This window comes from Sphingobium indicum B90A (assembly GCF_000264945.2).
GTDB lineage: Bacteria > Pseudomonadota > Alphaproteobacteria > Sphingomonadales > Sphingomonadaceae > Sphingobium > Sphingobium indicum.
Genome location: NZ_CP013070.1, coordinates 642,252 through 667,159, shown reverse-complemented (window position 1 = coordinate 667,159; position 24,908 = coordinate 642,252). Strand labels below are relative to the sequence as shown.

Annotated in this window: 22 protein-coding genes, 1 other RNA gene and 1 pseudogene; 2 read left to right on the top strand and 22 right to left on the bottom strand. The window is 67.8% G+C overall.

Translation table 11 applies throughout. From position 1 onward, the window contains the following. Positions 1 to 46: 46 nt before the first annotated feature. From SIDU_RS03390 to SIDU_RS03330, 13 genes and pseudogenes are all read right to left on the bottom strand, one after another. Positions 47 to 808, bottom strand: a complete 762-nt coding sequence (locus SIDU_RS03390; protein ID WP_007688407.1) for a prepilin peptidase — start codon at positions 806 to 808, stop codon at positions 47 to 49. Then, positions 805 to 1,521: a type II secretion system protein N gene (gene gspN / locus SIDU_RS03385; protein WP_007688408.1), complete on the bottom strand. Its 717-nt coding sequence runs from the start codon at positions 1,519 to 1,521 to the stop codon at positions 805 to 807. The genes SIDU_RS03390 and gspN overlap by 4 nt, the downstream gene beginning before the upstream one ends. Further along, positions 1,521 to 2,006, bottom strand: coding sequence for a type II secretion system protein GspM (gene gspM / locus SIDU_RS03380; protein ID WP_013040578.1), 486 nt, complete (start codon positions 2,004 to 2,006; stop codon positions 1,521 to 1,523). Before gspM ends, gspN begins: the two co-directional genes overlap by 1 nt. Beyond that, complete coding sequence (gene gspL / locus SIDU_RS03375) at positions 2,003 to 3,115, bottom strand: type II secretion system protein GspL (RefSeq protein ID WP_039980416.1); 1,113 nt, start codon at positions 3,113 to 3,115, stop codon at positions 2,003 to 2,005. Before gspL ends, gspM begins: the two co-directional genes overlap by 4 nt. Beyond that, the gene (gene gspK / locus SIDU_RS03370; protein WP_007688413.1) at positions 3,112 to 4,101 is read right to left on the bottom strand and encodes a type II secretion system minor pseudopilin GspK; all 990 of its coding nucleotides are present in this window, start codon (positions 4,099 to 4,101) and stop codon (positions 3,112 to 3,114) included. The genes gspL and gspK overlap by 4 nt, the downstream gene beginning before the upstream one ends. Continuing rightward, positions 4,094 to 4,732 (bottom strand): type II secretion system minor pseudopilin GspJ, encoded by a 639-nt coding sequence (gene gspJ / locus SIDU_RS03365; RefSeq protein ID WP_007688415.1) that lies wholly within the window; start codon positions 4,730 to 4,732, stop codon positions 4,094 to 4,096. Before gspJ ends, gspK begins: the two co-directional genes overlap by 8 nt. Then, the gene (gene gspI, locus SIDU_RS03360; protein WP_073507119.1) at positions 4,729 to 5,112 is read right to left on the bottom strand and encodes a type II secretion system minor pseudopilin GspI; all 384 of its coding nucleotides are present in this window, start codon (positions 5,110 to 5,112) and stop codon (positions 4,729 to 4,731) included. The genes gspJ and gspI overlap by 4 nt, the downstream gene beginning before the upstream one ends. 10 nt (positions 5,113 to 5,122) lie before the next feature. Next, a pseudogene (locus tag SIDU_RS03355) lies at positions 5,123 to 5,554 on the bottom strand (GspH/FimT family pseudopilin); the annotation flags it as partial. A gap of 79 nt (positions 5,555 to 5,633) precedes the next feature. Further along, positions 5,634 to 6,119 carry a type II secretion system major pseudopilin GspG gene (gspG, locus tag SIDU_RS03350; protein WP_007688418.1) on the bottom strand — a complete coding sequence of 162 codons (486 nt, stop codon included), beginning with the start codon at positions 6,117 to 6,119 and terminating at the stop codon, positions 5,634 to 5,636. Positions 6,120 to 6,191: 72 nt separating this feature from the next. After that, entirely contained in the window at positions 6,192 to 7,409 is a 1,218-nt protein-coding gene (gspF, locus tag SIDU_RS03345) for a type II secretion system inner membrane protein GspF (protein WP_007688419.1), read from the bottom strand. Further along, complete coding sequence (gspE, locus tag SIDU_RS03340; protein ID WP_050983567.1) at positions 7,402 to 8,943, bottom strand: type II secretion system ATPase GspE; 1,542 nt, start codon at positions 8,941 to 8,943, stop codon at positions 7,402 to 7,404. The genes gspF and gspE overlap by 8 nt, the downstream gene beginning before the upstream one ends. Before the next feature lie 71 nt (positions 8,944 to 9,014). After that, a complete protein-coding gene (gspD, locus tag SIDU_RS03335; protein WP_039980404.1) occupies positions 9,015 to 11,195 on the bottom strand; it encodes a type II secretion system secretin GspD in 2,181 nt (726 codons plus the stop codon). Then, positions 11,192 to 12,010: a type II secretion system protein N gene (locus tag SIDU_RS03330; RefSeq protein ID WP_007688425.1), complete on the bottom strand. Its 819-nt coding sequence runs from the start codon at positions 12,008 to 12,010 to the stop codon at positions 11,192 to 11,194. The genes gspD and SIDU_RS03330 overlap by 4 nt, the downstream gene beginning before the upstream one ends. A gap of 80 nt (positions 12,011 to 12,090) precedes the next feature. Between SIDU_RS03330 and SIDU_RS03325 the strand changes: the two genes are divergently transcribed. Continuing rightward, positions 12,091 to 12,828 (top strand): prolyl hydroxylase family protein, encoded by a 738-nt coding sequence (locus SIDU_RS03325; protein ID WP_007688427.1) that lies wholly within the window; start codon positions 12,091 to 12,093, stop codon positions 12,826 to 12,828. Between the two features lie 200 nt (positions 12,829 to 13,028). On the opposite strand, the gene SIDU_RS03320 is transcribed toward SIDU_RS03325, so the two are convergent. The 4 genes from SIDU_RS03320 to ssrA form a co-directional block, all read right to left on the bottom strand. Further along, complete coding sequence (locus SIDU_RS03320; RefSeq protein WP_039980420.1) at positions 13,029 to 15,713, bottom strand: TonB-dependent receptor domain-containing protein; 2,685 nt, start codon at positions 15,711 to 15,713, stop codon at positions 13,029 to 13,031. 89 nt (positions 15,714 to 15,802) lie between these two features. Further along, on the bottom strand, positions 15,803 to 17,392 hold the full coding sequence (locus SIDU_RS03315) for a hypothetical protein (protein WP_007688430.1): 1,590 nt from the start codon (positions 17,390 to 17,392) through the stop codon (positions 15,803 to 15,805). A gap of 273 nt (positions 17,393 to 17,665) precedes the next feature. Further along, positions 17,666 to 18,049, bottom strand: coding sequence for a hypothetical protein (locus tag SIDU_RS03310; protein WP_007688431.1), 384 nt, complete (start codon positions 18,047 to 18,049; stop codon positions 17,666 to 17,668). 295 nt (positions 18,050 to 18,344) lie between these two features. Continuing rightward, positions 18,345 to 18,691, bottom strand: a transfer-messenger RNA (tmRNA) gene (gene ssrA, locus SIDU_RS03305). 23 nt (positions 18,692 to 18,714) lie between these two features. Between ssrA and SIDU_RS03300 the strand changes: the two genes are divergently transcribed. After that, positions 18,715 to 19,467, top strand: coding sequence for an NRDE family protein (locus SIDU_RS03300; RefSeq protein ID WP_037511739.1), 753 nt, complete (start codon positions 18,715 to 18,717; stop codon positions 19,465 to 19,467). 39 nt (positions 19,468 to 19,506) lie between these two features. On the opposite strand, the gene SIDU_RS03295 is transcribed toward SIDU_RS03300, so the two are convergent. The 5 genes from SIDU_RS03295 to SIDU_RS03275 form a co-directional block, all read right to left on the bottom strand. After that, positions 19,507 to 20,727 carry an MBL fold metallo-hydrolase gene (locus tag SIDU_RS03295; protein ID WP_073507117.1) on the bottom strand — a complete coding sequence of 407 codons (1,221 nt, stop codon included), beginning with the start codon at positions 20,725 to 20,727 and terminating at the stop codon, positions 19,507 to 19,509. 112 nt (positions 20,728 to 20,839) lie between these two features. Then, positions 20,840 to 22,222, bottom strand: a complete 1,383-nt coding sequence (locus SIDU_RS03290) for a sensor histidine kinase (protein ID WP_007688434.1) — start codon at positions 22,220 to 22,222, stop codon at positions 20,840 to 20,842. Continuing rightward, entirely contained in the window at positions 22,222 to 23,316 is a 1,095-nt protein-coding gene (locus SIDU_RS03285; protein ID WP_007688435.1) for a DUF2336 domain-containing protein, read from the bottom strand. Before SIDU_RS03285 ends, SIDU_RS03290 begins: the two co-directional genes overlap by 1 nt. Positions 23,317 to 23,362: 46 nt before the next feature. Further along, positions 23,363 to 24,529 carry a hypothetical protein gene (locus SIDU_RS03280; RefSeq protein ID WP_007688436.1) on the bottom strand — a complete coding sequence of 389 codons (1,167 nt, stop codon included), beginning with the start codon at positions 24,527 to 24,529 and terminating at the stop codon, positions 23,363 to 23,365. Positions 24,530 to 24,605: 76 nt separating this feature from the next. Beyond that, positions 24,606 to 24,908, bottom strand: coding sequence for a hypothetical protein (locus SIDU_RS03275; protein WP_007688437.1), 303 nt, complete (start codon positions 24,906 to 24,908; stop codon positions 24,606 to 24,608).

The following is a 24,908-nucleotide window of genomic DNA, read 5'->3' as shown; positions in this document are numbered from 1 at the left end:
ATGGGTCAACGGGGTTTCACCGCATCGTGAAATTTCTCTGGCCGCGTCATCCGCCGCCGCCGGTGAGGATCGTGGCGAGCCACGATCCCGGCACTGCGGCGATGGCGAGGAAGGTGCCCAGCGGCACCCGCGTCGTGCCATCGACCCGCCTGCCCGTCGCCATGACGGCGACGACCGACAGCAGCCCCACGCTCGCCGCCAGCAGCAGGATGAAGGGCAAGGCCTGCCAGCCGAACCAGGCGCCGAGCGCGCCCAGCAGCTTGGCGTCGCCCAGGCCCAGCCCGTCCCGCCCCCGCGTCCGCCGATAGCCGGTCGCGATCAGCAGCAGCGCGAGGTAGCCGGCCAGCGCGCCGATCGCCCGATACGCCATCGTCGCTTCGGTGGCCCAAGGACCAAGGGTGAAGCCCAGAAAGGCCAATGGCAGGGTCAGCGCGTCGGGCAGCCAGAAATGCCGCCTGTCGAGCACCGCCAGCGTCAGGAGCAGCCAACCCAGCAGAGCCCATCCAACCCCGCCCGGATCGGGCGCAAATCCCAGGGCAAGCGCGCCGATGATCGCGCATCCCGCCTCCACCCGTCCATGCAGCGGATCGATGGGCGCGCCGCAGGTCCGGCACCGCCCCCGCTGAATCAGCGCGCTCAGCATCGGCACCAGATCGACTGCGCCAAGCACGCGCCCGCAGCCGTCGCAGGCCGACCGGCCGCGCAGCACGCTCCGGCCCCTGGGCCAGCGCAGGATGATCGTGGCCAGGAAGCTCCCGGCTATGGCTCCGGCTGTCGCGCCCAGCAGGGCGGGAAGGGCCTGGATCACAGCGTCCCTTCGATCTTCAGCACGCGCGCGCCCCCGGCTTCTGCAAAGCCCGCCTTGGCCAATGCCTCGCCCAGGGCGGCGTCGGCGGTTTCCACCCGCATTTCCGCCTGATAGCGACCCGATCGCCAGATGCGCAGATCGAGCTTTTCCAGTCCCGACTGGCTGACCAGCGGCAACAGCAGCGCTTCACCGTCGCAACTGGCCACGCCCGAAAGGCCCTGCGACAGATTGAGGCCCGGAAACTGCCCCATCCGGGCCCGCACGCGCCCCTCTGCATGGCCGCAGCGGTCGCCGGAGAACCAGGCCGACACATCTTCCATGACAAGGCTGCTGAGCGGCAGCGGCGCGAAGGTCCGGTCCAGCGGCACCGCGCCCGTCACATCGTCGATACCCATGCGCCCGAAGCCGACGGTCAGCGCGCCGCCCAGATCGTCCGCCGCGCCGTTGCGGCGCCAGACGTCGAACCGCGCCCGTCCCGCCAGCAACGACAGGGGCGACAGGCCGGCATGGACCGACCCCAGCGGCACCGTGCCCAGCATCAGCCGGTCGATCCCGCCGCTCCACACCGTGCCGCGCACCTCCCGCGCCGCCACGCCCAGCCGCTCCAGCCCCGCCATGCCGAGCGCGATGCGCATCGGCAGGAAGATGACGAAGCCCATCGCGAACAGGGCGATGATCGCGATGCGCGTCCGTCGCGAAAGGCCAAGCCCCATCACCGCTCGCCCCGCACCAGCACGGCCTGCACCGATACGCTGCCCGCCGTCGCCGCCGGCCGCGCACTCATCGTTTCGACCCGGATGCCCTGCCCTTCCAATGCGGCAAGCCATGACAGCAGCGCGACCGGCCGGACGGAGGCCATCGCCATGTCGATCCGGTCCGCGCCCTGCGCCTGCGCGCGTTCCAGCGTCAGCCCGGCCTCGCCAGCGCTCTGGCCGATGAACTGCTCCAGCGGCACGCCCGCATCGACCGTCGCCGTCGTGCGCGGCAGGGATTTCAGCAGCGTCACCTTGGCGCGGATCGCGGCGTTGCGGTCCGTCGCCTCCCGCAACGCGTCCCCTGCCGAACGCTGCGCCGCGTCCAGCGGCCGCGCCACGCCCAGCCACAGGATCACCACCGCCAGCAGCGCGAACATCACGCCCAGCATCCATTGTTCGCGGGGGCTTCGTTCGCCCCATAATGCCTGCAACCGTTCCATCATGACTGCACCGTGATGTCCGCCAGCATCCGCCCGCCGGGATCCTGCGAAGGCGTCGCCGTGATCGTGAAGCCCGCCGCCTGCAACGCCAGCAGCACGCTGTTGATGTCATCCCCCTTCGCCGCCGCCAGCGTGGCGCGGATCATCCCGTCGGGATCGCGCGACAGCGCCGTCAGCGATACGCCCGGCACGTCCTGCATCGCGCTCAACAGGCCGGAAACGGGCGCAGTGAAGGCATAGCCGCCCGCCCCCCGCGCCGCGAGCCGACGGTCCATCTCCACCTCCGCCTGGAGGAGGTCGTTCGCCCCCGGCACCACCTGCCGCGCCAGGGCCAGGCTTTCCGCGTCCAGCCTGCTCGCCGCGAAATGCCGTTTGGCAAGGCCGACCAGGGCGATGGACAGGCTGACGAGCAGGATGAGGGCGCTCCACAGCGCGATGCGAGCCATGGTCCGCTTGTCGAAGGACCGCCGCACCCGCTTGGCGAAGTCGCCCTGCCGCAGGTCGAGCGGCGGCCGGTCCAGCGCGGCGGTCGCCCGCGCATCGATCTGCCCTGCGGGAACGTCCCGCACCACGGCATCGCCGACCAGTTCCGGCAGGGCCAGGTCGCCCGCCAGCGCCAGATCGGCCCCCCGCAGCACCGCTTCGCCGCCGATCACGCCGCGCTCGAACCCCTCCTGCGGTTCGGGCAACAGCAGCGGGGCAGGCACGATGATGTCGGGGTCCAGACCATGATGCTGCGCCCAGAGCAGCCAGTGCTGCATGTCCGCCCGCGCCGCCACGGCGACGCAATGCGGCCGCGCCGGATCGTCATTCTCGTCCGCCGCGGCGAAAAGCTGGTCGGCGGGCACGATCCCGCCCGCCATGGCCGCCAGCCGCGCCGCCGCCCTGCCCTGCCGCGCCGGCAGGTCGGGATAGGCGCCCTGGTGCAGCGTCACCAGCGCCGCTGGCGGCACCAGCATCACCGTCATATCCTCCGGCAGCGCCGCCAGGCCGCAGGCCGCGAGCCAGTTCGTCCCCGCCCCCTTCCGCACCACGGCGCCGTTCGCCACCCGCGTCCACAACGGCTCCGCGCCCGGCCGTTCCGGCAGGACGACGATCAATCCCTCGCTCACGCGCCGGTCCCCCAATTGCGGCGTATCAGCGTGGCCGGACTTTGCCGCGCATCGATCAGCGCTCGTTCGACCACCTGCGTTCCCCCGACATCCACCGACACTTCCACTTCGAAAAATCCCGTCGTCAACTTGACCTGCCGCGCCGCCTCCTCCAGCGGGCTGAGCCCCGCCAGCGACGGGGCGCGCCAGAATTCCACCGTGCTGCCGTAGCCATCCGCCGGGCGCTGCGCCAGCAATTGCCGCGCCTGCGCGACGCTCAGCTGCCCCTGCATCAGCATGGCGAAAAGCGGCGCCTGATCGGGTAGCAGCGTATTGATGTTGATGGGCGACAGGTCGGCGGTGGGCAGGGCGCAGACCCATGGCCGCACCAGCCCGTAAATGGCCGGCGTCACCCCGTTGACCGCCCGCAATTCGCTGGGGTCGACCATGAAGCGGTTGGCCGCGCGATAGGGCCGCGGCGCCCGCGCATAGGTCTCGTCCTCCGCGCCGCCGGGCTGGGGCGCGCCATCCGTGTCGATCCAGTCAGCCAGCGACGCCGCCGCCACTTGCGCCTGTCGCACATCGACTCCCAGCGCCTGCAACAGCGCCTGGAACTGCGACACGCCCACCGGACGCACCTTCAGGTCAGCCTCTGTCTCGCCCGCGACCACGCTGTTGAGGTTGAAGCAATTGCCCCCGTCCGTCACCCGCGCCGTGGCCACGCCGCCCGGCACGGATATGGCCTGGGGCGTGCCCATCCAGTTGCCCGCCAGCGTCGTCTTGCCCGGACTGGCCGCCACCAGGTCGCCTATGCGCAACCGGGCGATCTCCGTCCCGGCATCGGCAAAGGCGCGCGCCTGGTCGACCGCGCCGCCATTGCCTGTCATCCGCGTGGCCAGCGCCAGCCGCTCCAGCGCGGTGGAGGCGACCACAGCCATCACCGCCACCAGCAGCAGCACGGTGAGCAGCGCAGCGCCGCGCTCTCCCGGCTTGCGCGGGTCAGCCATTGGCCGGCGCCCCTTCTGGCCTTTCCGCCGGCCCCGGCCCCACCAGGAAGCGCAGCGTCACCGGCGGCTCCCCGGTCCGCGTCACTATCATCTCCACGGCGCGGGGCATCAGGTCGGGCTGGGTCGGCGCCCATTGGTCGCGCCACTCCCCGCCAGCGTCGCGGAAGCGCAGCGCGACATCCTCGACCCCGGTGAGCAGCGCGGCCGGCTCGTCGCCCGCCGCGCCGTCGACCTGCGCATAGGTGCGCCGCTCCAGCCGCCCCTGCCGCACCCAATATTCGACTTTCTGGAGGGAGGGCCGCGGCAGGTCGCCCAGATTGTCCCACCCGCCGCGCACGAACTGGAGGACGGGCAGGCTCTCCCCCTCCCGATGCGACCAGAAAGCGGGCGCCAGCGTACCCGCTTCGGTGCGGCTGATGCGCGGCACCGCCTGCCCCAGATCGGCCGCCAGAGCGCCGCTCGCCCGCTGCACGGCGGCCATGTCGTCCAGCCGCAGCTTGATCTGCGCCTGCGCCGACACGCCGTTGCCCAGCAGCAGCACGCCCGCCGCCGCCAGCATGGCGAAGATCGCCAGGGCTACGAGCAGTTCGACCAGGGTGAAGCCCTGCTGGGCGGAGCGCGCCCTTGTCATTGCACCACCCGCACGAAACTCAGCACCACGGGGGAGGAACCCGCCTGCCCGTCGACGGTCAGATCGACCTGCAACAGGCGCTTGTCGTCCGTCGCCTTGACTTCCCGCGTCCAGTGCCAGCGCCGCCCGCCATTGTCGATGTCGCCCTCTTGAGAACCAAGCGAAGGCGGCGCGGGGTCGGTCTGCACCTCCACCATCAGGTTGCGCGCGACGATCTGACCCATCGCCTTGCTGTCGAGGTCGGCGGCGGTGTGCAGGGTCACGCCCTGCAAGCGCACGAGAGCCAGCGCGGCAAGGCTGAACACTGCCAGCGCGACCAGCATTTCGAGGAGGGTAAAGCCGTGCTCCTCCCCACGCGCCTTGCGGCAACGTGACAGCATGAGGCGCGTCCTACCCACCGACAACGACCTTTCCGGCCATGTCGACCGAAATCGAGACCCGTTCTCCCTCGCGGGCAAGGGTCACGATCATCGGATCGGTCGGCAAGCCCGTCCCGTCGAAACCGATCTGCTGCCGTCCGTCCTTGCCGACCAGCGCTCGCGTGCCCGATTTCCAGTCAGCGGTGGCGAAGGGCTTATCCTCCAGCCCCACCCATTGCCCGCCGTCGCGGCGTTGAAAGCCGTAGCCGGAAGCCGATACCCACACCCCCATGGGACGCGCCGTGACGACCGCTTCGTCGCGCGCCGCGGCCAGGCGCGCGGCGAAGCGGTCGGCATCCTCTATCACGCGCCCGCGCGGATCGGGGATCGCCAGCACGACCGCAGCCGAAATGAAGCCGATGATCGTCAGCACGACCATCAGCTCGATCAATGTGAAGCCCGTCTGCCCCTTCGTTTCGAGCGAAGTCGAGAAACGGCAGGCCTCCTCCTTCCCGCCTCCGCCGCACGAGGGGCGGAAACGATCAAAGCTCGCTGGAATAGATGTCGGCATTTTCATTGTCGCCACCCGGCTGCCCGTCCGCGCCCAGCGAACCGATGTCGAACGCGCCCTTTCGTCCCGGCACGACATAGCTGTAGGGCCTGCCCCAGGGATCGTTCGGCAGCTTCTTGATATAGCCCCCGCGCCGGTAACGCTGCGGCTGGGCGAGCGAGGCCGGCGGGCTGATCAGCGCCTGCAGCCCGTCCGTCGCGGACGGATAGGTCAGGTTATCGAGCCGATATTGCTCCAGCGCCTGTTCGATGGTGGCGATGTCGGCCCTGGCCTTCTCCACCCGCGCCGTGTCCGTGGCCGGAATGACGTTGATCGCCACGATCGTCGCCAGCAGGCCGATGATGACGATCACGACCATCAGTTCGACCAGCGTGAAGCCGTGTTCGGCGGAACGCCTCAAGGACGTGAAGCCGTGTTCGGCGGAACGCTTCAAGGACATGAAGCCGTGTTCGCCCATTGCGCCATCCTGCTCCTGCCTTCGCAGGAGCACGGCGCACTTCAACCTCTTCAAATCGGGCATAAACACTCCTCAGGCCCCGGTAAGGCTCTGCAATTGCAGGATCGGCAACAGGATGGACAGGATGATGACCGCGACGATGCCGCCCATCAAGATGATGATCGCCGGCTCCAGCATGGCCAGCGCGGCGGAAGTGAAGCTGTCGAATTCCCGCTCCAGATAGTCCGCCGCCCGCTCCAGCATGCTGTCCAGCCGCCCGGCGCTCTCTCCGCTCGCCGCCAGATAGACCAGCAAGGGGGGAAACACCCCCGCTCGCCGCAGCGCCGCCGACAGGCTGCCGCCGCCGCGAATGGCCTGCACGATCTCCTCCGACGCCTGGCGCAGCACCCGGTTATGGACGGTCTGGGTGGTCAGCGACAGCCCCTCCATCAAAGGAAGGCGGCTGGCCACCATGGTCGAGAGCGTCCGCGCCATCCGCGCCGCATGCAGGTCGCGGATCAGTCGTCCCAGCAAGGGCAAGCGCAGCAGCGTCGCATCGAAACGATAGCGGAAGCTCTCGATTTTCAATGCCCGCCAAAAGCCGAAGCCAGCCACCCCCTGCAGGATCGCCAGCAGCCACCAATAGCCCGCCAGAAAGGCCGAAATCCCCATCACCATGCGGGTGAGCAGCGGCAGTTGCTGGCCCACCGTGTCGAACTGCTCCACCACCTTGGGGACGACGAAGATCATCAGCGCCGCGACCACGCACACCGCAAAGGCGGCGAGCACGGATGGATAGGCGATGGCGGTCAGCACCTTCGACCGGATCACCGCCTGCCGTTCCATGAGGTCGGACAGGCGCTCCATGATCGTGGGCAGGCTGCCCGAACTCTCGCCCGCCGAGATCATCGCGCGGTAGAGCGGCGGGAAGCTCCTCGGCTCGGCGCCCAGGGCATCGGCCAGCCGCCGCCCCTCCAGCACGCCCGAATGCACCTTGCCGACGATGGCCTGCACATGCGCCTGCTCGCTCTGCCGGCCGATGGTGCGGAGCGATTCCTCCAGCGGGCTGACCTGGATCAGCGTCGACAACTGCCGCGTGAACAGCGTCAGTTCCTTGGCCGACAGACGCGGGGCGCGGAACGACAGACCCGCCCGCCTGCGCGCCTTCTCCACCGCGCCCGGCTCGATCCGAACGATGAACAATTTGCGCGAGTCCAGCTTCGCCCGCGCATCCTCGACCGTTTCGGCCTTGATCGCGCCCTTGCGTTCACGCCCGGCGGGGTCGATGGCGATATAGTCGAACTCAGCCATCCGGGATCGTTTCCACCTCGCCCGCGTCGCGCCGGGACACGCGGATCGCCTCTTCCGCCGTGGTCTGGCCGTCCCGCACCAGCGCCCGCGCCGCCGAACCCAGATTGGGGGCGTTCAGGAAAGCATGGCGCGCCACCAATGATTCATCGCCGCCGTCGTTGATCAGACGGCGGATGGTGTCGTCCACCCGGATCGCCTCGAACACGCCGATGCGGCCCTTGTAGCCGGTGCCGTTGCATGCCTCGCATCCCCGCGCCCGATAGATGATCGTGCCCGGATCGAAGCCCAGCAGGGCGCTGGCGGACTTGTCCGCCTGCACCGGCTCCCGGCAATGCTGGCAGAGCCGCCGCACCAGCCGCTGCGCGATCACGGCGCGCAGGGTGGAGGCGAGCAGGAACGGTTCCACCCGCATGTCGCGCATCCGCGTGATCGCGCCCACGGCATCGTTGGTGTGGACGGTGGACAGCACCAGATGCCCCGTCAGGGACGCCTGCACGGCGATTTCAGCCGTCTCCCGGTCGCGGATTTCGCCGACCATCACCACATCGGGGTCTTGTCGCAGGATCGCCCGCAGGCCCGCCGCGAAGGTCAGGCCGACCTTGGCGTTCACCTGCGTCTGCCCGACGCCCTCGATCGCATATTCGACCGGGTCTTCGACGGTCAGGATATTGCGCGTGCCGTCGTTAAGTTGTCGCAGCCCCGCATAGAGCGTCGTCGTCTTGCCCGATCCCGTCGGTCCGGTGACCAGGATGATGCCATTGGGTTCCTGCAACCCCTCCCGGAAAATCCTGTCCGCCGCCCCGGCCATGCCCAGCAGGTCGAGGTTCATGCCCGCATTCTCCTTGTCGAGGATGCGCAGCACCACCCGCTCGCCCGCTCGGCTCGGCAGGGTGGAAACGCGCACGTCGAGCAGCTTCCCGCCCAGCGTCAGCCCGATCCGCCCGTCCTGCGGCACGCGCCGCTCGGCTATGTCGAGGCGGGCCATCACCTTGATGCGGCTGACGACGACCGGCGCGACATGCGGCGGCATCCGCAAGGTTTCGCGCAACACGCCGTCGACGCGCATCCGCACGATCAGCCCGGTCTCATAGGGTTCGATATGAATGTCCGACACGCCCTGCCGCGCCGCTTCGGCGATGATGCCGTTGATAAGGCGGATGGCAGGCGCATCGTCCGCGCTGTCGAGCAGGTCGTCGGCGGTCGGAATGTCGGCGGCCAATATGTCCAGCTCGTCCGCCCCGACGTCGAGCGATCCCGCCATGGCCGCCGCGCTGCCCTCCATCGCATAATGGTCCGACAAATGCCGGTCGAACTGCGCGGCATCGACGAAACGCACGTCGAAGCTGCGCGCCAGATGCCGCCGCACCTCCAGCAGGACGCGGGGATCGCTGCCTTCGCGCACGGCGATGGTCAGCCGCTCTCCCTCCAGCGGCAGCATGACCACGCCATGCCTGCGCGCGAAGGCATAGGGTATGTCGACGGCGCGGGGGGCGATATGCGGGGCAATCGCTCCATCTTGCTCCTGCGCAGGCAGGAGCCCAGGGCCAGATTGCGCTTTCCCACCCTGGACTCCTGCCTGCGCAGGAGCACGTTGCTGCTCGTCGTTCACGGCTTTGCCTCACTTGGCGGAACGGGCCGCACCACGCCGCTCGACTGGCGGGCGGTCGGTTCGATGATCTCGGCGGGCGGCCGCGCCACGGCGTCGCCCGGCTGCGGCGCTGCGGCCGGAGGAGCCGAACCCATATAGTCGCGCACCAGTTCGTCGATGCTCGGCTCCTGTTCCGGATTGCGCAGCAACTGCATGCCGCGAATATAGCCGTAGCGCTGCTGCGTCAGTTTCTGCGCATCCTCCTTCGACCGCAGGATGGTGGGGCGGATGAAGACCATCAGGTTCGTCTTGGTCCGGCTCTTGCTGCGCGACTTGAACAGTTCGCCAAGGCCGGGAATGTCGGACAGCAGCGGAATGCGCTCTATCGTCTTGCGCTCATTGTCGTCCAGCAGGCCGCCCAGCGCCAATATCTCGCCATCGTCGACCGTCACGGTCGTCTCGATCTCGCGCTTGTTGATGATGAGGTCGCTGTTGTTGTTCGACACCGGCCCGGCGACGCTGGACACTTCCTGCTTCAGGAACAGCTTGATCGCGCCGCCGGTGTTGATCTGGGGCTTCACCTCCAGCTTGATGCCGACATCCTGCCGCTGGACGGTACGGAACTGGTTGTCGAAATTCTGGCTCAGCGCCTCGCCCGTCGTCACCGGCACCTGCTGGCCGACCAGTATCGACGCCTTCTGGTTGTCCAGCGTCATCACGGAGGGCGTGGAGAGGATGTTGCTGTCGGTGTCGGATTTGACGGCATTGATGATCGCGCCGAAAATCCCGTTCCGCCCCAGCGACGTCGCCACCCCGCCGAAGCCGCCGGTCGCATTCATCAGGCTGTCGACCGCCGCCTGCTGCAGCGTATTAGCAAGGTCGCCATTTTCCCGCGTCCTCGTCTCCGTTCGGGTGCCGTCCGGCGCCACGACGGTCGTCGTCGTCTCGCCCAGCCGATCGGCGGCGATCGCGCCTGCCAACGTCAAGATATTGGGCGAAGCATTGGAATAATTGGTCGCGGCAAAACCGGTCTTGGTGCTGCCGATCAGGAATTGCACGCCCAGCTTCTTGGCGGCGGCGTCGCTGATCTCGACGATGATCGCCTCCACCAGCACCTGTTCGCGCCGCGTGTCTATCTGGCGGATCGTCTCGCCCAGCATCCGCTGCACGTCGCTGTTCGCCGCGACGATGATCGCATTGGCGCCTTCATAGCGGGTGACGATGGCAGGCCCGCGGGACGAAATCCCGTTGCCGCCCGAACCGCCCGACCCCGCCATCACGGTCGAGGCGGCGGCAGGCGCGGCGGAGGGCGGGGTTCCGGCGGCCGGGGTTGAAGCGGTCACGGGCGAAGCGGTCGCCTGGCCCACCAGTTGCTGCAACACCGGCAGCAGCTTTTCGGCATCGGCATGTTCCAGCCAGTAGACGCGGATTTCGGTCCCGCTGGCCGCCTGCCGGTCCAGGTCGCGCGCCATCTGCGCCAGCCGCGCCACCGTCCCGGCGTCGCCCCGGATCGCGACGGCGTTGCTGCTGTCGATCGGCACGACGGTCGCGGGCTTCGCCGCCCCTTCCCCGCCCGTCGTCACCAGCGCCTGCAGGGACGTCGCGATCTCCCGCGCCCCGGCATTTTTCAGCACGACCGTGGTGGTCGAGGCCGTATCCCGGTCGATCCGCGCGATCACCTGCCGGATGCGCCCGATATTGTCGGCATAGTCGGCCACGACCACGCTGTTGCCCGCCCGGTTCGCCGTCACCGAACCATCCTTGCTGACCAGCGGCCGCAGCGTTTCCAGCGCGCTCGCCGCGTCGATGGAGCGCAGGCGGAACACCTCCGTCACGAACTGGTTGCGATTGGCCGCCCGGCCCACGGCGCTGGGCTGGCCCGCCGCGCCGTCCGCCGGCTGGATGCGATAGGCGCCGCCCGGCGCCGGCACCGCCACCAGTCCGTTCGCCCGCAGGGTCGACAGGAAAATCTCGAAATATTCGGACCGCGACAGGGGCCGGTCGGTCACGACGGAAACCTTCCCCGACACGCGGTTGTCGATGATGAAGGTCCGCCCCGTCACCCGCGCCGCGTCCTGGATGAAGGCGCGGATGTCGGCGTCGCGCACGTTCAGCGTCTGCTGCGCCATGACCGGCGATGCGATGGGAGCCGCCAGCGCGAGGGCCATGGCGGCGGAAAGAAGCGGTTTTCTGGTCATTGGCCTTGCAGTGTCAGATTGACGGAGGATGTGGCCGCGCCGCGTTCCACCATCAGGGAAATGCGCGAGCCGGGCATGATCCTGCCCTGCAGCGCCTGAAGATCGCTCAGCGATCTGATGGGCTGGCCATCGACCTGGGTGATGACGTCGCCGGGCTGGAAGCCGGCCTGCTGGAAGCCCGGTCCCCTGGCCGTCAGGATCAGGCCGGTGACGCGCCCGTTCTGCATCCGGGGGGTGAAGCCGACGTCGCGCTTCAGCGTGTCGGCGCTAGGATTGTCCATCCCCGCCACCGGCGGCGGCGGAGGCGAACCTTCCGGCGCGGCGACGGGCGCGGGCTGCGACTGGTCGAGGAAAACCTGCTCCTCCGCCCCGCCCCGGTCGATGGTGATATGGTCGAAGGCGACCGCCTTCAGCACCACGCCGGGCATGATCTCCTCCCCCACGGCAAAGCTGTTCTGCACCCCGTCCGGTCCCGCCACGATGGCGGAACCCAGTCCCGACCCTTCGTTCAGCCGGATGCCGTAGACCGTCAGCGCCAGGGAGGTCACGACGCCGCCGCCCGCCTGTTGCGGGCCGCCGCGATAAAAGGGGTCGAAGCGGGAAAACAGGGCCTGCCGCTCCGCGACGGAGAGGAAGCGGGCCTGCCGCCCTTCCCAGGGGCCGAAACTGCCGACGGGCGTCAGCACCGCCCAGACCAGCGCCGCGCACAGCAGCGCCAGCAGGCCCAGAAACAGCTTCTCGACCGCCGCCAGCCAGTCGACGGGCCGCAGCCGCCCGCCCATGTTCCGGATATTCTCGCTGAAAGCCACACGCATGCGCGTCGTTCATCCCCCTCGATATCGGCGCCTGCTATAAAATCGGTTTTACCACCGGATGACACTATTGTGACGCTTTGATGACAATCGCAACGACCGAAGCGACGGCGCTTGCATTTCGCGCGGCCAGCGATAGCAAAAGGCCTGATTTCCGCTTCCTGGACCCGCCGATGGCAGACAGCCTTCCCCCCTTCGCCGCCGACGCCGATCCCGCCTGGATCGCGTCCCACCCCCGCGTCCAGCGCGTGCCCAGCCGCGACCTTACCCTGTTCATCCAGCGCCATTTCCTCTCGGCGGAGGAATGCGCCGGCCTGGTCGAACGGATCGACGCCCACCGCCGCCCCTCCACCATCGCGGACGCGAATGGCGACGGATATTTCCGCACCGGCGAGACATGCGACCTGGATGCTTCCGACCCGTTCGTCGCGGGGATCGACGCGAAGCTCGCCGCCTTTGTCGGCATCGACCCCGCCCATGGCGAGCCCATTCAGGGGCAGCGCTATGCGCTCGGCCAGGAATTCAAGGCGCATACCGACTATTTCGAACCTGGGGGCATCGATTTCGAACGCTTCTGCGCGGTTTCCGGCAACCGCACCTGGACGCTGATGGTCTACCTGAACGAACCGGCGGCGGGCGGCGCGACCCGCTTCGTCAAGATCGGCAAGACGGTGCAGCCCGAAACCGGCAAGCTGCTGGCATGGAACAACCGGCTGGGGCCGGGCGCCTGTAATCCCGCCAGCATCCACCACGGCATGAAGGTGCGCGGCGGGGTCAAGCATGTCATCACCAAATGGTATCGCGAGCGGCCCTGGGCGTGATCGGGCGTGGGGCGCGAATGACCGTTGGCGCCATCAGGCGCGCCGTGCTCCTGCCTGCGCAGGGGCACGGCGCGCCCTTGGAGCGATCCAAGCGATCGGAACTGATCGCTGGCTAAGAAATCGCGGAAAACCAAAATCCAGAGCGGCCATCTGATTCAACCAGTATCGAAACCCGCTCCAGGAGAAGGCGGCCGGCAGGTTCAGAAGGCGACGGTCAGCGACGCGGCCAGGGTCGTGCCGATCTTGTATCGGTTGTAGAACAGCTTGGCGCCGTCCAATTGCTGAAACTCCTGGAATTTCCGGCCGGTGATGTTGCGCGCCTCGAACTTGAACTCGCTGTTGATGCCGCCCGGCAGCTTCACCGCCTGGCGCGCCACGAAGTCCAGCGTCAGGCCCGGCTTTTCCCTGATGTCGGGCTGAAGGTTCGGACCACGGCTGGTCACGCGGGGACTGGCGTAGGTGAGCAGCAGGGTCTGCTGCGACAGCTTGTCGGTATCCTCCAGCCCGACCTGGACGTTCACCAGATGGTCGGACTGGCCGGTCAGCGGCACGCCGTCCTGGAAATAGTCCGACGCCGCGGGCAGCGGCCCGGCGGTATAGCTGTAGGGGACGGTCGTGTCGCCTTCGCCGACCTTCAGCTTCGACCTGGTATAGGTGTAGTTGCCGATCAGCACCAGGCGCCGGCTCTGGAAGAAGGCCGCGTCGGACAGGCTGTCGAGCGGCAGATATTTCTGCACCTCGACCTCCGCGCCATAGAGCGTCGCTTCCGGCGCGTTGGCGAAGCTGGTCGTCACGTCATATTTGTCGTTGATGGTGGTGTAGGTTTCGATCGGATTGTCGATCTTCTTCCAGAAACCCGCCAGCGTCAGCCGTTCGTCGCGGCCCATATACCATTCGACCCGCGCTTCCGCATTCCACAATTCGCTGTCCTGCAGGAACGGGTTGCCGCGGTAGAAGCGGTTGGATTCCGTGTCGATATAGGGCTGCGCGATCAGTTCGCGGAACTGCGGGCGGGCGATGGTCTTCGACCCGCTGATGCGGAACTGAAGCCCCTTGGACGCCTCGAACGTCAGCGTCGCGGCCGGCAGCCAATAGCTTTCGTCGATCCTGTTAACCGGGGTCAGCCCGGTGTTGTAGACATCGACGCCCGTGACCGACTGCCGGCCCTTTTCATGGCGCACGCCCGAATCGATGGTCAGGCCCGGCGCCAGTTCCGCCTTCACCTGACCATAGCCCGCATGGACGCGCAGCGCGGCGTCATAGACCGGATAGTTGCCGGAAAAGTCCAGCAGCGTCATGTCGTAAAGCTGGATGGCGGCATCCGACAACAGATAGTCGGGCCGCATCTGCTGCGCGTCGATCGGCAGGTTGGTCGCATCGAAATGCAGTTCATAGCGCGACGACGTGCGCTTCGTGTCGCTGAACGCATAGCCTGTCGTCAGCGTCAGGGCGGGCGAGAATTTGTAGCTGAGGTCGGCGCCCGCCGACCACAGATCCTCGTTCAGGTCGCTGAAGGTGATCGACGCGTCGCCGCGCTGGCGGTTGAGCGCGTTGATGAAGCGATCCCCCACCGGATCGGCGGCAAGGTCGCGATTGGTGCGCACATATTCGAACTCGCGCTCATAGGGCGCCTCGCGCTGAGAATTGGCGTAGCCGCCGCGCAGATCCAGGCTGAGCGCGTCGGCCAGCCTGAACTCGCCCACCAGTTGCGTGTCGATCAACTGCCGTTCGTACCAGGCGGTGTTCTGCTTCATATAGTCCGCGCCCTCGATCTCGCCATTGTTCCGGCCGAGCGACAGGGCGCCGCGCTTCAGCGTGTCGCGGATGAAGACGTTGGTCCAGCGGATCTTCTGCTCCCCCAGTTCCAGCCCGGCCCCGAACAACGCGTTGACGGTGACCTCATTGTCCGTGCTGACCTGCGTCCCCGTCTTGCCCGGCGCCTGGCTGAGGTCGGTCGACGCCTGCTGGAGCGATGCGCGCGTGCGCCATTTGTTGCTGTAGGACGCGGTCAGCAACAGCCCCAGGCGCCCGTCGCTTCCAACGTCGAAGGCGGTGCCGCCGTTCAGCGATCCGGAAAAGTTGAACGGCAGGCTGTTGGTCCGCTGCAGCACCGAAGTCTTGGCGTTCAGGAACTGCATCGAGATCGCCTGCAGGCCGCCCCGCGGAATGTTGGAGAAGGGAACGCCGCCCTTGAACGCCTGTGCCAGCAGCGGCGGGACGTCGCGCGAACCGTCGTCGAAACCCGTCCAGTCCGACTTGCTGCCATAATAGGTGTAGCCGAGCTGGCCGGACGTCTCCGTATTGGCCGAGCTGCCGACGCTCAGTTCCAGATAGCTTTCCGCCGGAATCGCCTTGGTCGTGAGGTTGATCACGCCGCCGCCGAATTCGCCGGGGAAATTGGCCGAATAGCTTTTCTGCACCAGCGTCGAGGCGATCACGCTGGTCGGGAAGATGTCGAGCGGCACGACGCGCTTCAACGGTTCGGGGCTGGGCAGCGGCGAACCGTTCAGCAAGGCCAGCGAATAGCGGTCGCCAAGGCCGCGCACATAGACATAGCCGCCGGACACGACCGAAAGGCCGGTCACGCGCTGGAGCGAACCGGCGATGTCGCCCTCGCCCGTGCGCTTGATGTCGGCGGCGGACAGCACGTTCACCACCTGCGGCGCGGCCTGGGACACATTGCTGTTGCGGCGGCCGGTGACGATGATGTCGGAACCGGGGATGGACACGTCGACCCGCCCGGCCTGGGCGTCGGCTTCCTCTGATTGCGTCGGGGTGCCGGAGGTGACGGGCGGCGTGGGCGCGGCGTTCTGGGCCATGGCCGCAGGCGCGACCAGCGCGGTGGAAATCAGGAGCAGGCGCGCCATGTTCAGCGGCTGTGACATGAAAATGTCCCCCAAAAGAAATTCAGTGCAAAGAAGGCGGGGAAGCGCCGGATGCACGCTTCCCCGCCCCTGTTGAGGTCAGGAACCGATCAGGTGGTCGGGATGGCCGTGCAGTTCTTGCTGCTGCTGCCGAAGCTCGCCGTCACCGAGTTGCAGGTCCAGCCGGCATACCAACTGTCGTTGCTGTCCTTCACCGCGCCGACATAGTTGGTGGTGGTGAAGGCGCTGTCGACCGTCTTGGGGTCGATCGCGGTGCGGGCGGTTTCGGTCGCGCCGTTGACGAACAGGCTGGTCAGCGACGGCGTGTAGGTGAACGTGCTGTTCGGGTCGGTCGTGAAGATCGACTGGACCAGCGCCACGTCAGCGCCGCCGGTGCCCTTGAACGGGGTGGCGTTGCACTGCATGACCACCGACAGGTAGCGCGGCTTGCCCGCGTCCTGCAGCGCCGGGTCGGCATCGCGCACGGTCGACGCGCTGTTGATGCGCAGGCAGCTCTGGTCGGGGCTGACGATGATGCCGTTCACCATGGCAAGGTCGGCGCCGCCGCGCAGCATCATGGTCGCGCCGTCATCGCCGGTGTTCGACCGCTGGATATGGGTGAAGTTCGCCACCTTCAGATATTGGCGGGGCAGCGCGTCCTCGCTGGCATTGCTGTTCGTGGTCGAACCATTGGAGTCCGTCTCGGTGAAGGTGTCGCCGATATTGGCGTTGGCGCGCTGGACGGAGATGATGAACTGGGCCGTGCCGCGGAAGCCCACGTCGGTATCCAGATTGTCGTCCTCATTGCCGGTCAGCACCAGATATTTCATGTGCGTCGAACCGCCGAACACCTCGATGCCGTCGTCCGAGCTGTTATGGACCTGGATATGGTCGATCTGCGTGCCGGTGCCCACGCCCGAGGGAGTCAGGCCCTGCAGCTCCTTGCCGTTCGACAGCACGAAGCCCGAATAGCGGATCTGGACATAGCTCAACCGGCCGGAACTGTCGGCGTCGTCCGCGCCGCCGTAAATGGCGTTGCTGGCGCCTTCGGTGTCGCGCGTGCAGGCGGTGGTGCCCGGCGCTGCGGCCGGCGCGTCGCAATCGGTGATCTTCGCCCGGCCGAGCAGCACGATGCCGCCCCACTGCCCGGATGACTGGTCGTTGGCGGCGCCGGTCACATTCTCGCGGCTGGTGAAGACGATGGGGCTTGTCGCGGTGCCCACCGCATTGATCTTGTTGCCGCGATTCACCGCCAGATAGGCGTTGCCGGTGCTGGCGAAGACCACCACGCCCGGGTCGATCGACAGGGTGACGTTGGTGCCGGTGCTCGCGGCGCCCTGATCGGTGCCGACGTCCACGCGGCCCGGCAGGGAATAGATGACGCCCGCGGCCTTGGCGATCGCGGTGGTGCTGTTGAACCGCGCGGGAAAGCCGCAGTTCCGCCAGGTGTTGCTGCCGTCGGTGATGGTGCCAAGGTCGGTCAACTGGTCGGAACCCGCAATCGTCGGGCAGCTCGAAGCCGGCGTCACCGCCGTCGGCGTCGGCGTGGGAGTCGGCGTGGGCGTGGGGCTGGGCGTGGGGGTGGGCAGCACGATGGTGCCTTCGCCGGGCGAAGCGATGTCGTCCGCGCCGCATGCGCCGAGCGCCGCGCAGGCGCAGCCTGCCATCAGGATGGTTTGCAGTCGGTTGAACTTGGCCATGTCGTCTCCGCTTCCGGCTTTGCCGGCATGTGATGGAATGCGGAGCGCCAAGGGGAACTAGAATCGGACAACGCCCCCTGTCGCCCTCCGAGGCGGCAGCTAGGCTCGTCAGATGACAGGCTCATTTTGATTCCGTGACGAAACGGCGTCTTTGAGATGACAGTTTGAAGACTATTCTTTCATTCGCGTGACGGCGAACGCGGCAGGGGCGCCGTCCGGTAGCGGACGACGCCCCCTCTCCCTGCACCCAGGGCTTCCGCCTGACGCCTTTTTTCAGCGCATGGCGTATTGCGCGTTCAGCCGGCCGAGAGCGCGGCGGGCGATGTCCCGCGACGACGCCTCGTTGCCGTCCGCCGTCACCAGGGGGGTGTCCGGCGCGAACCGGGCGGCCTTGTAGGCCGCATGGGCAGCATCGATGCGGCCCATGCCGGCATAGGCATTGCCCAGGTTGATGAGACGGGCCGGATCGTTCGCCGCATCGGGACGGACCGCTTCCAGGCGGCGGGCGGCGCGGCCGTAATCCCCCGCGACCAGCGCGCCGGCGGCGAGACGGCCGTCGGGCACGCCGACCACGACCACCTCCTCCGTCGCCGCGAAGGCCATGGCCGGCGCCATCGCCGCCAGCCCAAGGGCCAGAATCGCTGCCGCCTTCGCCATTCCGTTTCTCCTGAAAAAACCTTCTACAATAGCCATCAGTATTTCACTTTGATGACATGGCGACAAGGGTCCGGGAAACCCCTGGAAAGGATTTTTATCACTTTATTTTCAATGTCTTATGACTTTTACTTCGAACTGTCATAAAAGTGTAATCGAATGAAGGGGTTACGGCCCCTTCCGATTCGCGCCAGGAGCGCGCAGGGCTGAACGATCCGCGATAGGCGGCTGGCGGGGACATGGATTTTCGGGAAGAAGGGTCCGGAGGGTTCTGTTGCCCGGCCCCTCCGGAGGCCGCTGAATTCCCTTCTGTTGCCCGGTGGGTTCAACCGCGTTCTTTTTGAGTAATGTCTGGCCGTAAGGCCATCAATTACGCAGCAAGAGCAAGAGCCTCGTTATCGTTGGCACTTGTGAGTTTTGAACCTTTTTACGGCTTACTCAGGCCGGGTGAAAATATCGCTTTTCAACACACGTCGATCCTAGTTCGGCCCCGTCAGACACCCCCTCGCGAAAGGGGATATGTGGTGGAGCCGCCGGGTACCGCCCCCGGGTCCGCTGCGCCTATTGCACGACACAATTTATCACCATAGCCGGGCGAACCCGGCACGGGCCTATATGGAGAGGCGCGGACCGTTTATCAAGCCGCCGCTGAATCGGGAGGAAAAGGCATGTGCATCATGGCGATGGCGTGGGACGCGCACCCGCACTGGCGGCTGATCCTGATCGGCAATCGCGACGAACTCCACGCCCGCCCGGCGGCGCCGCTCGCCCGGTGGGAGAATCCGGACCATCTGATCGCGGGGCGCGACCTGCTGTCCGGCGGAACCTGGCTGGGCGTGTCGGAACAGGGGCGCGCCGCGATCGTCACCAACCTGCGCGGCCATGGCGATCCCCATCCCGATCGCGCCTCTCGCGGCGCGCTGGTTACGGACCTTCTGAGCGGCCGGGAAGCGGCTCCGCCGGCGGATTTCAATCCGTTCAACCTGATCCTGGTCGAAGGGGATCGGGCGCAGTTCCTGACCAACCGCCCCGCCCCGTTGCGCACCGACCTTGCGCCCGGCCTTTACGGCCTTTCCAACGGCACGCTCGACGCGCCCTGGCCCAAGACGCTGGCCCTGAAATCCGCCCTGCTCGACTGGCTGGTCGCGGGAGCCGACGATCCGCTGACGCTGTTCGACGCTCTCCGCGCGGAAAGCCTGCCCCATGCCGGCATCGCCCCCGACGCGCCCTCTGACGTTCCGGCCGAGGCGATGGTGTCGCCCATCTTCATCCGAAATCCCGTCTATGGCACGCGATGCAGCACCATCGTCGCGGTGGACGCGCAGGGGCAAGGCGTCATCGCGGAGCGCCGCTTTGACGCGGACGGCGCGCAATCGGGGGAAAGCGGCATGGCCTTCCACTGGCCCGAAAGAGGCCGATGACGCGAAACGGCCGGCAGCGGCCATCCCGGCGGCGGCAAGCTACTCCAGTCCCGCGATCGCGCGGCGGTCGCACCGCCGCTCTCCGCGCCGCACCGGCGACCAGCCGGGCACCTGGATCGACTGCCCAACCCTGAGCGGCGCGAAGCGACGCCGTTCAATGCCCGCGCAGCGCAGATAAAGCTCCAGCATCCTGGGCGGCGTGTCCCATTTCTCATAGGAAAGGCGGAACGTCCCCCAATGGATGGGAATGGCGGTGGAGGCCTCCAGCTTCCCGAACAACCGCACCGCCTGTTCCGGTCCGACATGCGCGTCCGACTGCATCTGGCCGGGCCAGAAACGGAAGGCTCCGATGGGAATCAGCGCCAGCCTTATCGGCCCCAGCCGCGCCGCTTCGTCAGGCCAGGCCATGTCGCCCGCGCCCGTGTCGCCCGCGAAGAAGATATTTCCCGCCCTCGTGCTGATGAAGAAGCTGGACCAGAGCGCCCGGCTGCGGTCCGTGCCCCAGCGGCTGCTCCAATGATGATTGCGCAGAACATGGACGCGATAATCCGGGCAATGTTCGTAATTTTCGCACTGGATCACCGTGTCGTCGCCCAGGCCGCCCAGCGCCGCGCCGCTGACCGATTGCCCCCAGTCGAGCGCGGTCGACGGGATGCCGTTCGCTTTCAGTATCGCGTCGTTGCCCAGGCTGGTGACGATCTTTGGCCGGTCCCGTTCCCAAAGCCTTTTCAGCGTGGGGATGTCCATATGGTCGTAATGATTGTGGCTGACGAGGATAAGGTCGATCTTCGGCATGTCGTCGAAGCGCACGCCCGGCTGCGCCACCCGCTTCGGCCCCAGCGGCGGAAGGGGACTGGCATGGTCCGACCAGATCGGATCGGTGAGGATATTGAGGCCCGCCGCCTGCACCAGCACGGTCGCATGCCCGACCCAGGTGGCGACCATGCCCCGCGGCGCGGCGAAGGCAGGCGGGCGCGATGGCTTGACCGCCACCATGTCGGGCCAGGAGGGCCGGTCGTCCTGGCCCAGCAGCCAGCGGGCGATGAAGCCGCGCGGGTTGCTGCCCGGCGGCGCGGGAGAGCGGATTTCCCCGTCGGGATTGAAGAAGCGCGCGCCGTCATAATGGCGGCTGACCGGCCCCTCATAATAGATGCGGTCGAGAAAGGGCGGGACGATGGTCACCGCCAGGCAGAGGGCGACCGTCAGGAACAGCAGCGCGACGCCCAGGCCTTTCACGATTTTCCCGACGATGCGGCCCATGCCGTCTCCTGCCCTGATGATCCGGGACGGACATAGCGCGGATCGGGCTATCGGCAAGCGCTCAGATTGGGGGCGCTTGAAAGCAAGGGGGTGATGCCCGCCGTCCCTTGCCTCAGTTCTGCAAAGCGGGAAGCAGCAGCGTGAAGCGCGCGCCGCCTTCGGGCGCGTCGTCGATGTGAATGTCGCCGCCCATGGCGCGCGCCAGCCGCCGCGAAATATAGAGGCCAAGGCCGCTGCCGCCCGCGTCGCCGCGGCCGAGCCGTTCGAACTTGTCGAAGATCCGCTCCCGGCTGTCGGCCGCTATGCCGTCGCCCTGGTCCAGCACCGCGATCCAGGCCTGGCCGCCAAGCCGGCCCGTTTCGATCCGCACCGTCGATCCTTCGGGCGCATAACGCACGGCATTGCCCACCAGGTTCATCAGTATCTGCAAGGCGCGGCGGAATTCCCCGATGGCGGGCTCCGCCTCCTCCAGCGCGGGCGCGAGGATGCCGATCCCCCGGTCCCGCGCCTTGACCAGGAACAGCCCGGCAGCGCGCCGCCCGACATCGGCCAGGTCGATCTCTTCCGCAGCCACGCTGAAATCCGGCCGGTCTATCGCCTGCAGGTCCGCCAGATCGTCGATCAGCGCCATCAGATGCCGCCCCGCCGCCGAAATGTCGCCGGCATAACCCAGATAATCCGGCCGCAGCGGCCCTTCCAGTTGGGCGCCGATCGAATCGGCATTGGCGATAATACGCCCCAGGGGCCGACGCAGGTAACGGTCGAGCCGTTTCCCGAATTCGGCGGGGTAGAATAGCAGCGGCTCCGGCGTGGCGAGCGGCGCGGCGACGGCGCGGTCCACGGGCAGCGCCTTGCCGCGATAGCCCACCAACTGGCCCGCAAGGTCGAACATCGGAAAGCCCGACAGGATGAAACGCTGCGCCGGATCGCTGGTCAACCCGGCCACCTGGTCGCGAAAGGCGCGCCGCTGGGCAAAGCCGCGCAGGATCGCCAGGTCGCCGTCCGCATCGGCGCGCAGCTCGAAAAAGCTGGTGAAGCGGCTGCCCGGCAGGGGCGGTGCGGACGGCAAGGCGCCCTCTCCGCCCAATCCCTCCAGCACCATCTGGAAGCGCAACTGGGTGTCGATCTGCCATGTCCAGCCGTCGGACAGGGCGGCGATGTCTGTTTCCCGCCGCGCCAGATCGAGCGGCGCCGCGACTGCCTGCCGCTCATGCCAATCGATGATGGAAAGCTGCACCCGTTCGGCTTCCGGCTTGGCCCGCACCCACATGTCGATGTCGCCGCGCTCCGCCGCGGCGACGACCGGACGGGACAGGGCGATGCCCAGATGCGCCGCCAGCCGCGCCATCGCCGCCAGTTGCGGGATCGCCAGCGCGCTGCCGAGGTCTCCTCCTGCCTCCTGCTGCAAGGCGAGCACGGGCGCATCCGCGCTCAGCAGCCGGCCGTCCGCGGCGACCGTCGCTCGGATGATGGCGGGATGCGCCGGCATGTTCATCAACCGGCGATCCGCCGCAGATGATCCAACTTGGCCCGCAGCGCGGCGGGCGCGCGCAGGGCGCCCACCGCGGCATCGGCCTGCGCCACGCTCAATTCCTGATAGCGCATGGCTTCTCCAACGATGGTCGCATCGGACAAGGAGGGCCGCACCGGCCGCAGCGCCAGCAATAATTGCCGGTAATCGCTGTCCGATCCTCCCAGCGCGCGGCACAGCGCCGCAACCTGCCCCACCGGACCCATGACCAGGATGTCCGCGACCTGCGCGCTCTCCATCCGCAACCGCCGCCCGGCGAGCGCGGCGAACAGCAGGAAATGCCTGTGCTGCAGGGCGGCCGCCATTATTTCGGGCGCATCGGCGCGATCGCCCAATCGGCCGACCAGCCGGTCCGCCGCGGCGATCGGCCCGGTCGCCTCATCATGCCGGGCCAGTTGGCGCTGCGCCGCGGCCTCGACCAGCGGCACCACGGATTCCGCCTCGCTCAGGCCGCTCCGCTGGACGATGGCCGCCAGGCAGGCGGCCGCTGTCCACAACAGCTCCGCGAAGAAACCGGCAGGCAGATCGGGCTGCATCGGCTGATCCTCCGCCGCCGTCAGCAGCCAGCGCCCCTCCGCCAGCATCAGCGCGGCAAGCGCCTCGCCCAGCGCGGGATCGTCGGCGGGGAACAGCGAGTCCGCTTCCGATTCGCCCGAACCGCCGTCCGGCCCGCCGAACTGACGCAGCATCAGGCTGATCCCGCCCCGCATCTGCATATGGGCGAGCAGCGCCGGTCCCAGCAGGGTCGGCTGGGCGCGCAGCGTCGGCCAGCAGACGGGTTGCGGCCATTGCGCCAGGGCCGCCGCGATTTCCCGCGTTTCCTCCAGCGCCAGGCGCAATCCGATCTCCATCGCGGTCAGGCACCCGCCCAGATGCCGCCGGGTCTCCGCCACCAGCGCGTCGTGCCGTTCCCGTCCGTCGTCGGGAAAGAAAAACGCCAGATCAATGGCATGGCCGACGGGCACGGCGGACATGCCCGCCATGACTTGCGCCATCGGCCAGCAGTCCGCCCGGGTCGATCCGATCAGGGACGAATAGGCGCTCATGCCGGCCAGCATAATGGCACGTCGTTAAAATGCACTAAACCGTAACGAGCAAAATCGTTCAATTCCGGCGGAGCAGGATCATCGTTCCCACAGACGCGATGGCGCACAGCATCGCCAGGTCGAACATCGGCGCCAACGCTCCGGTCGCCGAAGCCAGCAGCAGCGGAATGAGCGCGCTGGCGGGCGTGAAGATCATCCATGGCCGCAGCGGCCCGGCCTTTTGCCAGCGATCCGCCATCTGGACGATCACCAGCATCAGCGCGAGATAGGTCGCCGTCGTCCCTCCCCCCGCCAAGGCGATCCCGCCTAGCGCGAAGGCCGGCGCGACGAAGGCCAGCCAGCCCATGGGCAGCGGCCGCAACGCCATTTCGTCCAGCCTGTCCGCCGTTTCCGCCAGCAGCAGCGACAGCAGCAGCAGGCAGAAGCCGGTGCCGGTCCAGAGCAGTTCGATCGGCACCAGCGCGATCGCGCCCAGCGCCATGGCGGCGATCCGCACCTGCAATGCCGGAACCTGCATGCGCATCAGCGCCGGACTGATCAACCGGGCCGCCGGGCCCAGCAGATATTGTTCGGCCGCGCCCCGGACGCGCCGCAGCCGCGGTCCGCCGGCAAGCACCGCCTGCGCCGCCAGATCGGCCTGCTCCTGCGTCTCCACCAGCGCGACGCGGCCCTCCATCAGGTCGTCCTGCGGCACGGTGATCCGGCGCGCGCCGGCCTGCACCGCGCCCCGCACCAGCGTCAGCGCCAGATCCCAGTCCCCGATCATGTCGAGCGTGTTGAACAGCAGGTCCGGACTGACCCGGACGAGGCCCGCCCAGCGCTGCCCGGCGTCGATCCGTTCGAACGGCGCGCTCGCCCGGCTGTCGTCCGTCACCAGCAGGGCATCGCCCTGATGGGCGGCCATAGCCTCGAAATAAGCCTGTCCGATGATCGCGCCGTCCGCGACCAGCAGGGCGTCGGCGTCGCGGGGCGCGTCGCGCACCATCGACACCATGTCGCGGACCAGCGCGACGGCGATGCCGTCGGCCGACAGCCGGTCCACGGCCTGCGACAGGGCCGGGGTGATGACGCTGACCAGGATCATCACCCGGTCGGCCCCGGCGCGCACCGCCTGCCGCGCCTGATATTCCACCAGAGTCTGCCCGGCGAAATGCAGGCTGGCGCGCAGCGACCCGGTCGAATCGCCGCCAGCCCGGCTTGCGCTGAGAATAGCCGCAAAAGTCATGCGTGATGAAACCGACCCGATCCTTGTTCAGTCCACCTTTACAAGGCGGAGGGCATCGCGCAAGCAGCCTGACGCGTCAACGTTGCGTAAGGTCGTCGAGCGCGGCGCGCAGCCGCCGCAATATGCGCGGGTCGCCCGGCGCGGCGTCGGCCGCTTCATCGGCCATCGCCATCAGGCCGGTCAGGCCGAAACTGGCCGCCAGCCCCTTCAGCCGCCAGGCGGCAAGCTGCCAGTTCGCGTCGCAGCGCGACCGCCCCAGCAGATCGACCTGCCGTTCGGCGCTTTCGATGAAGGCGACGCGCAGATCCTCTATCAGCGGTCTGTCGTCGCCGACAGCGGCGGCAAGAGCGGCATTCAGGGCGCCTGGATCATAGGACAT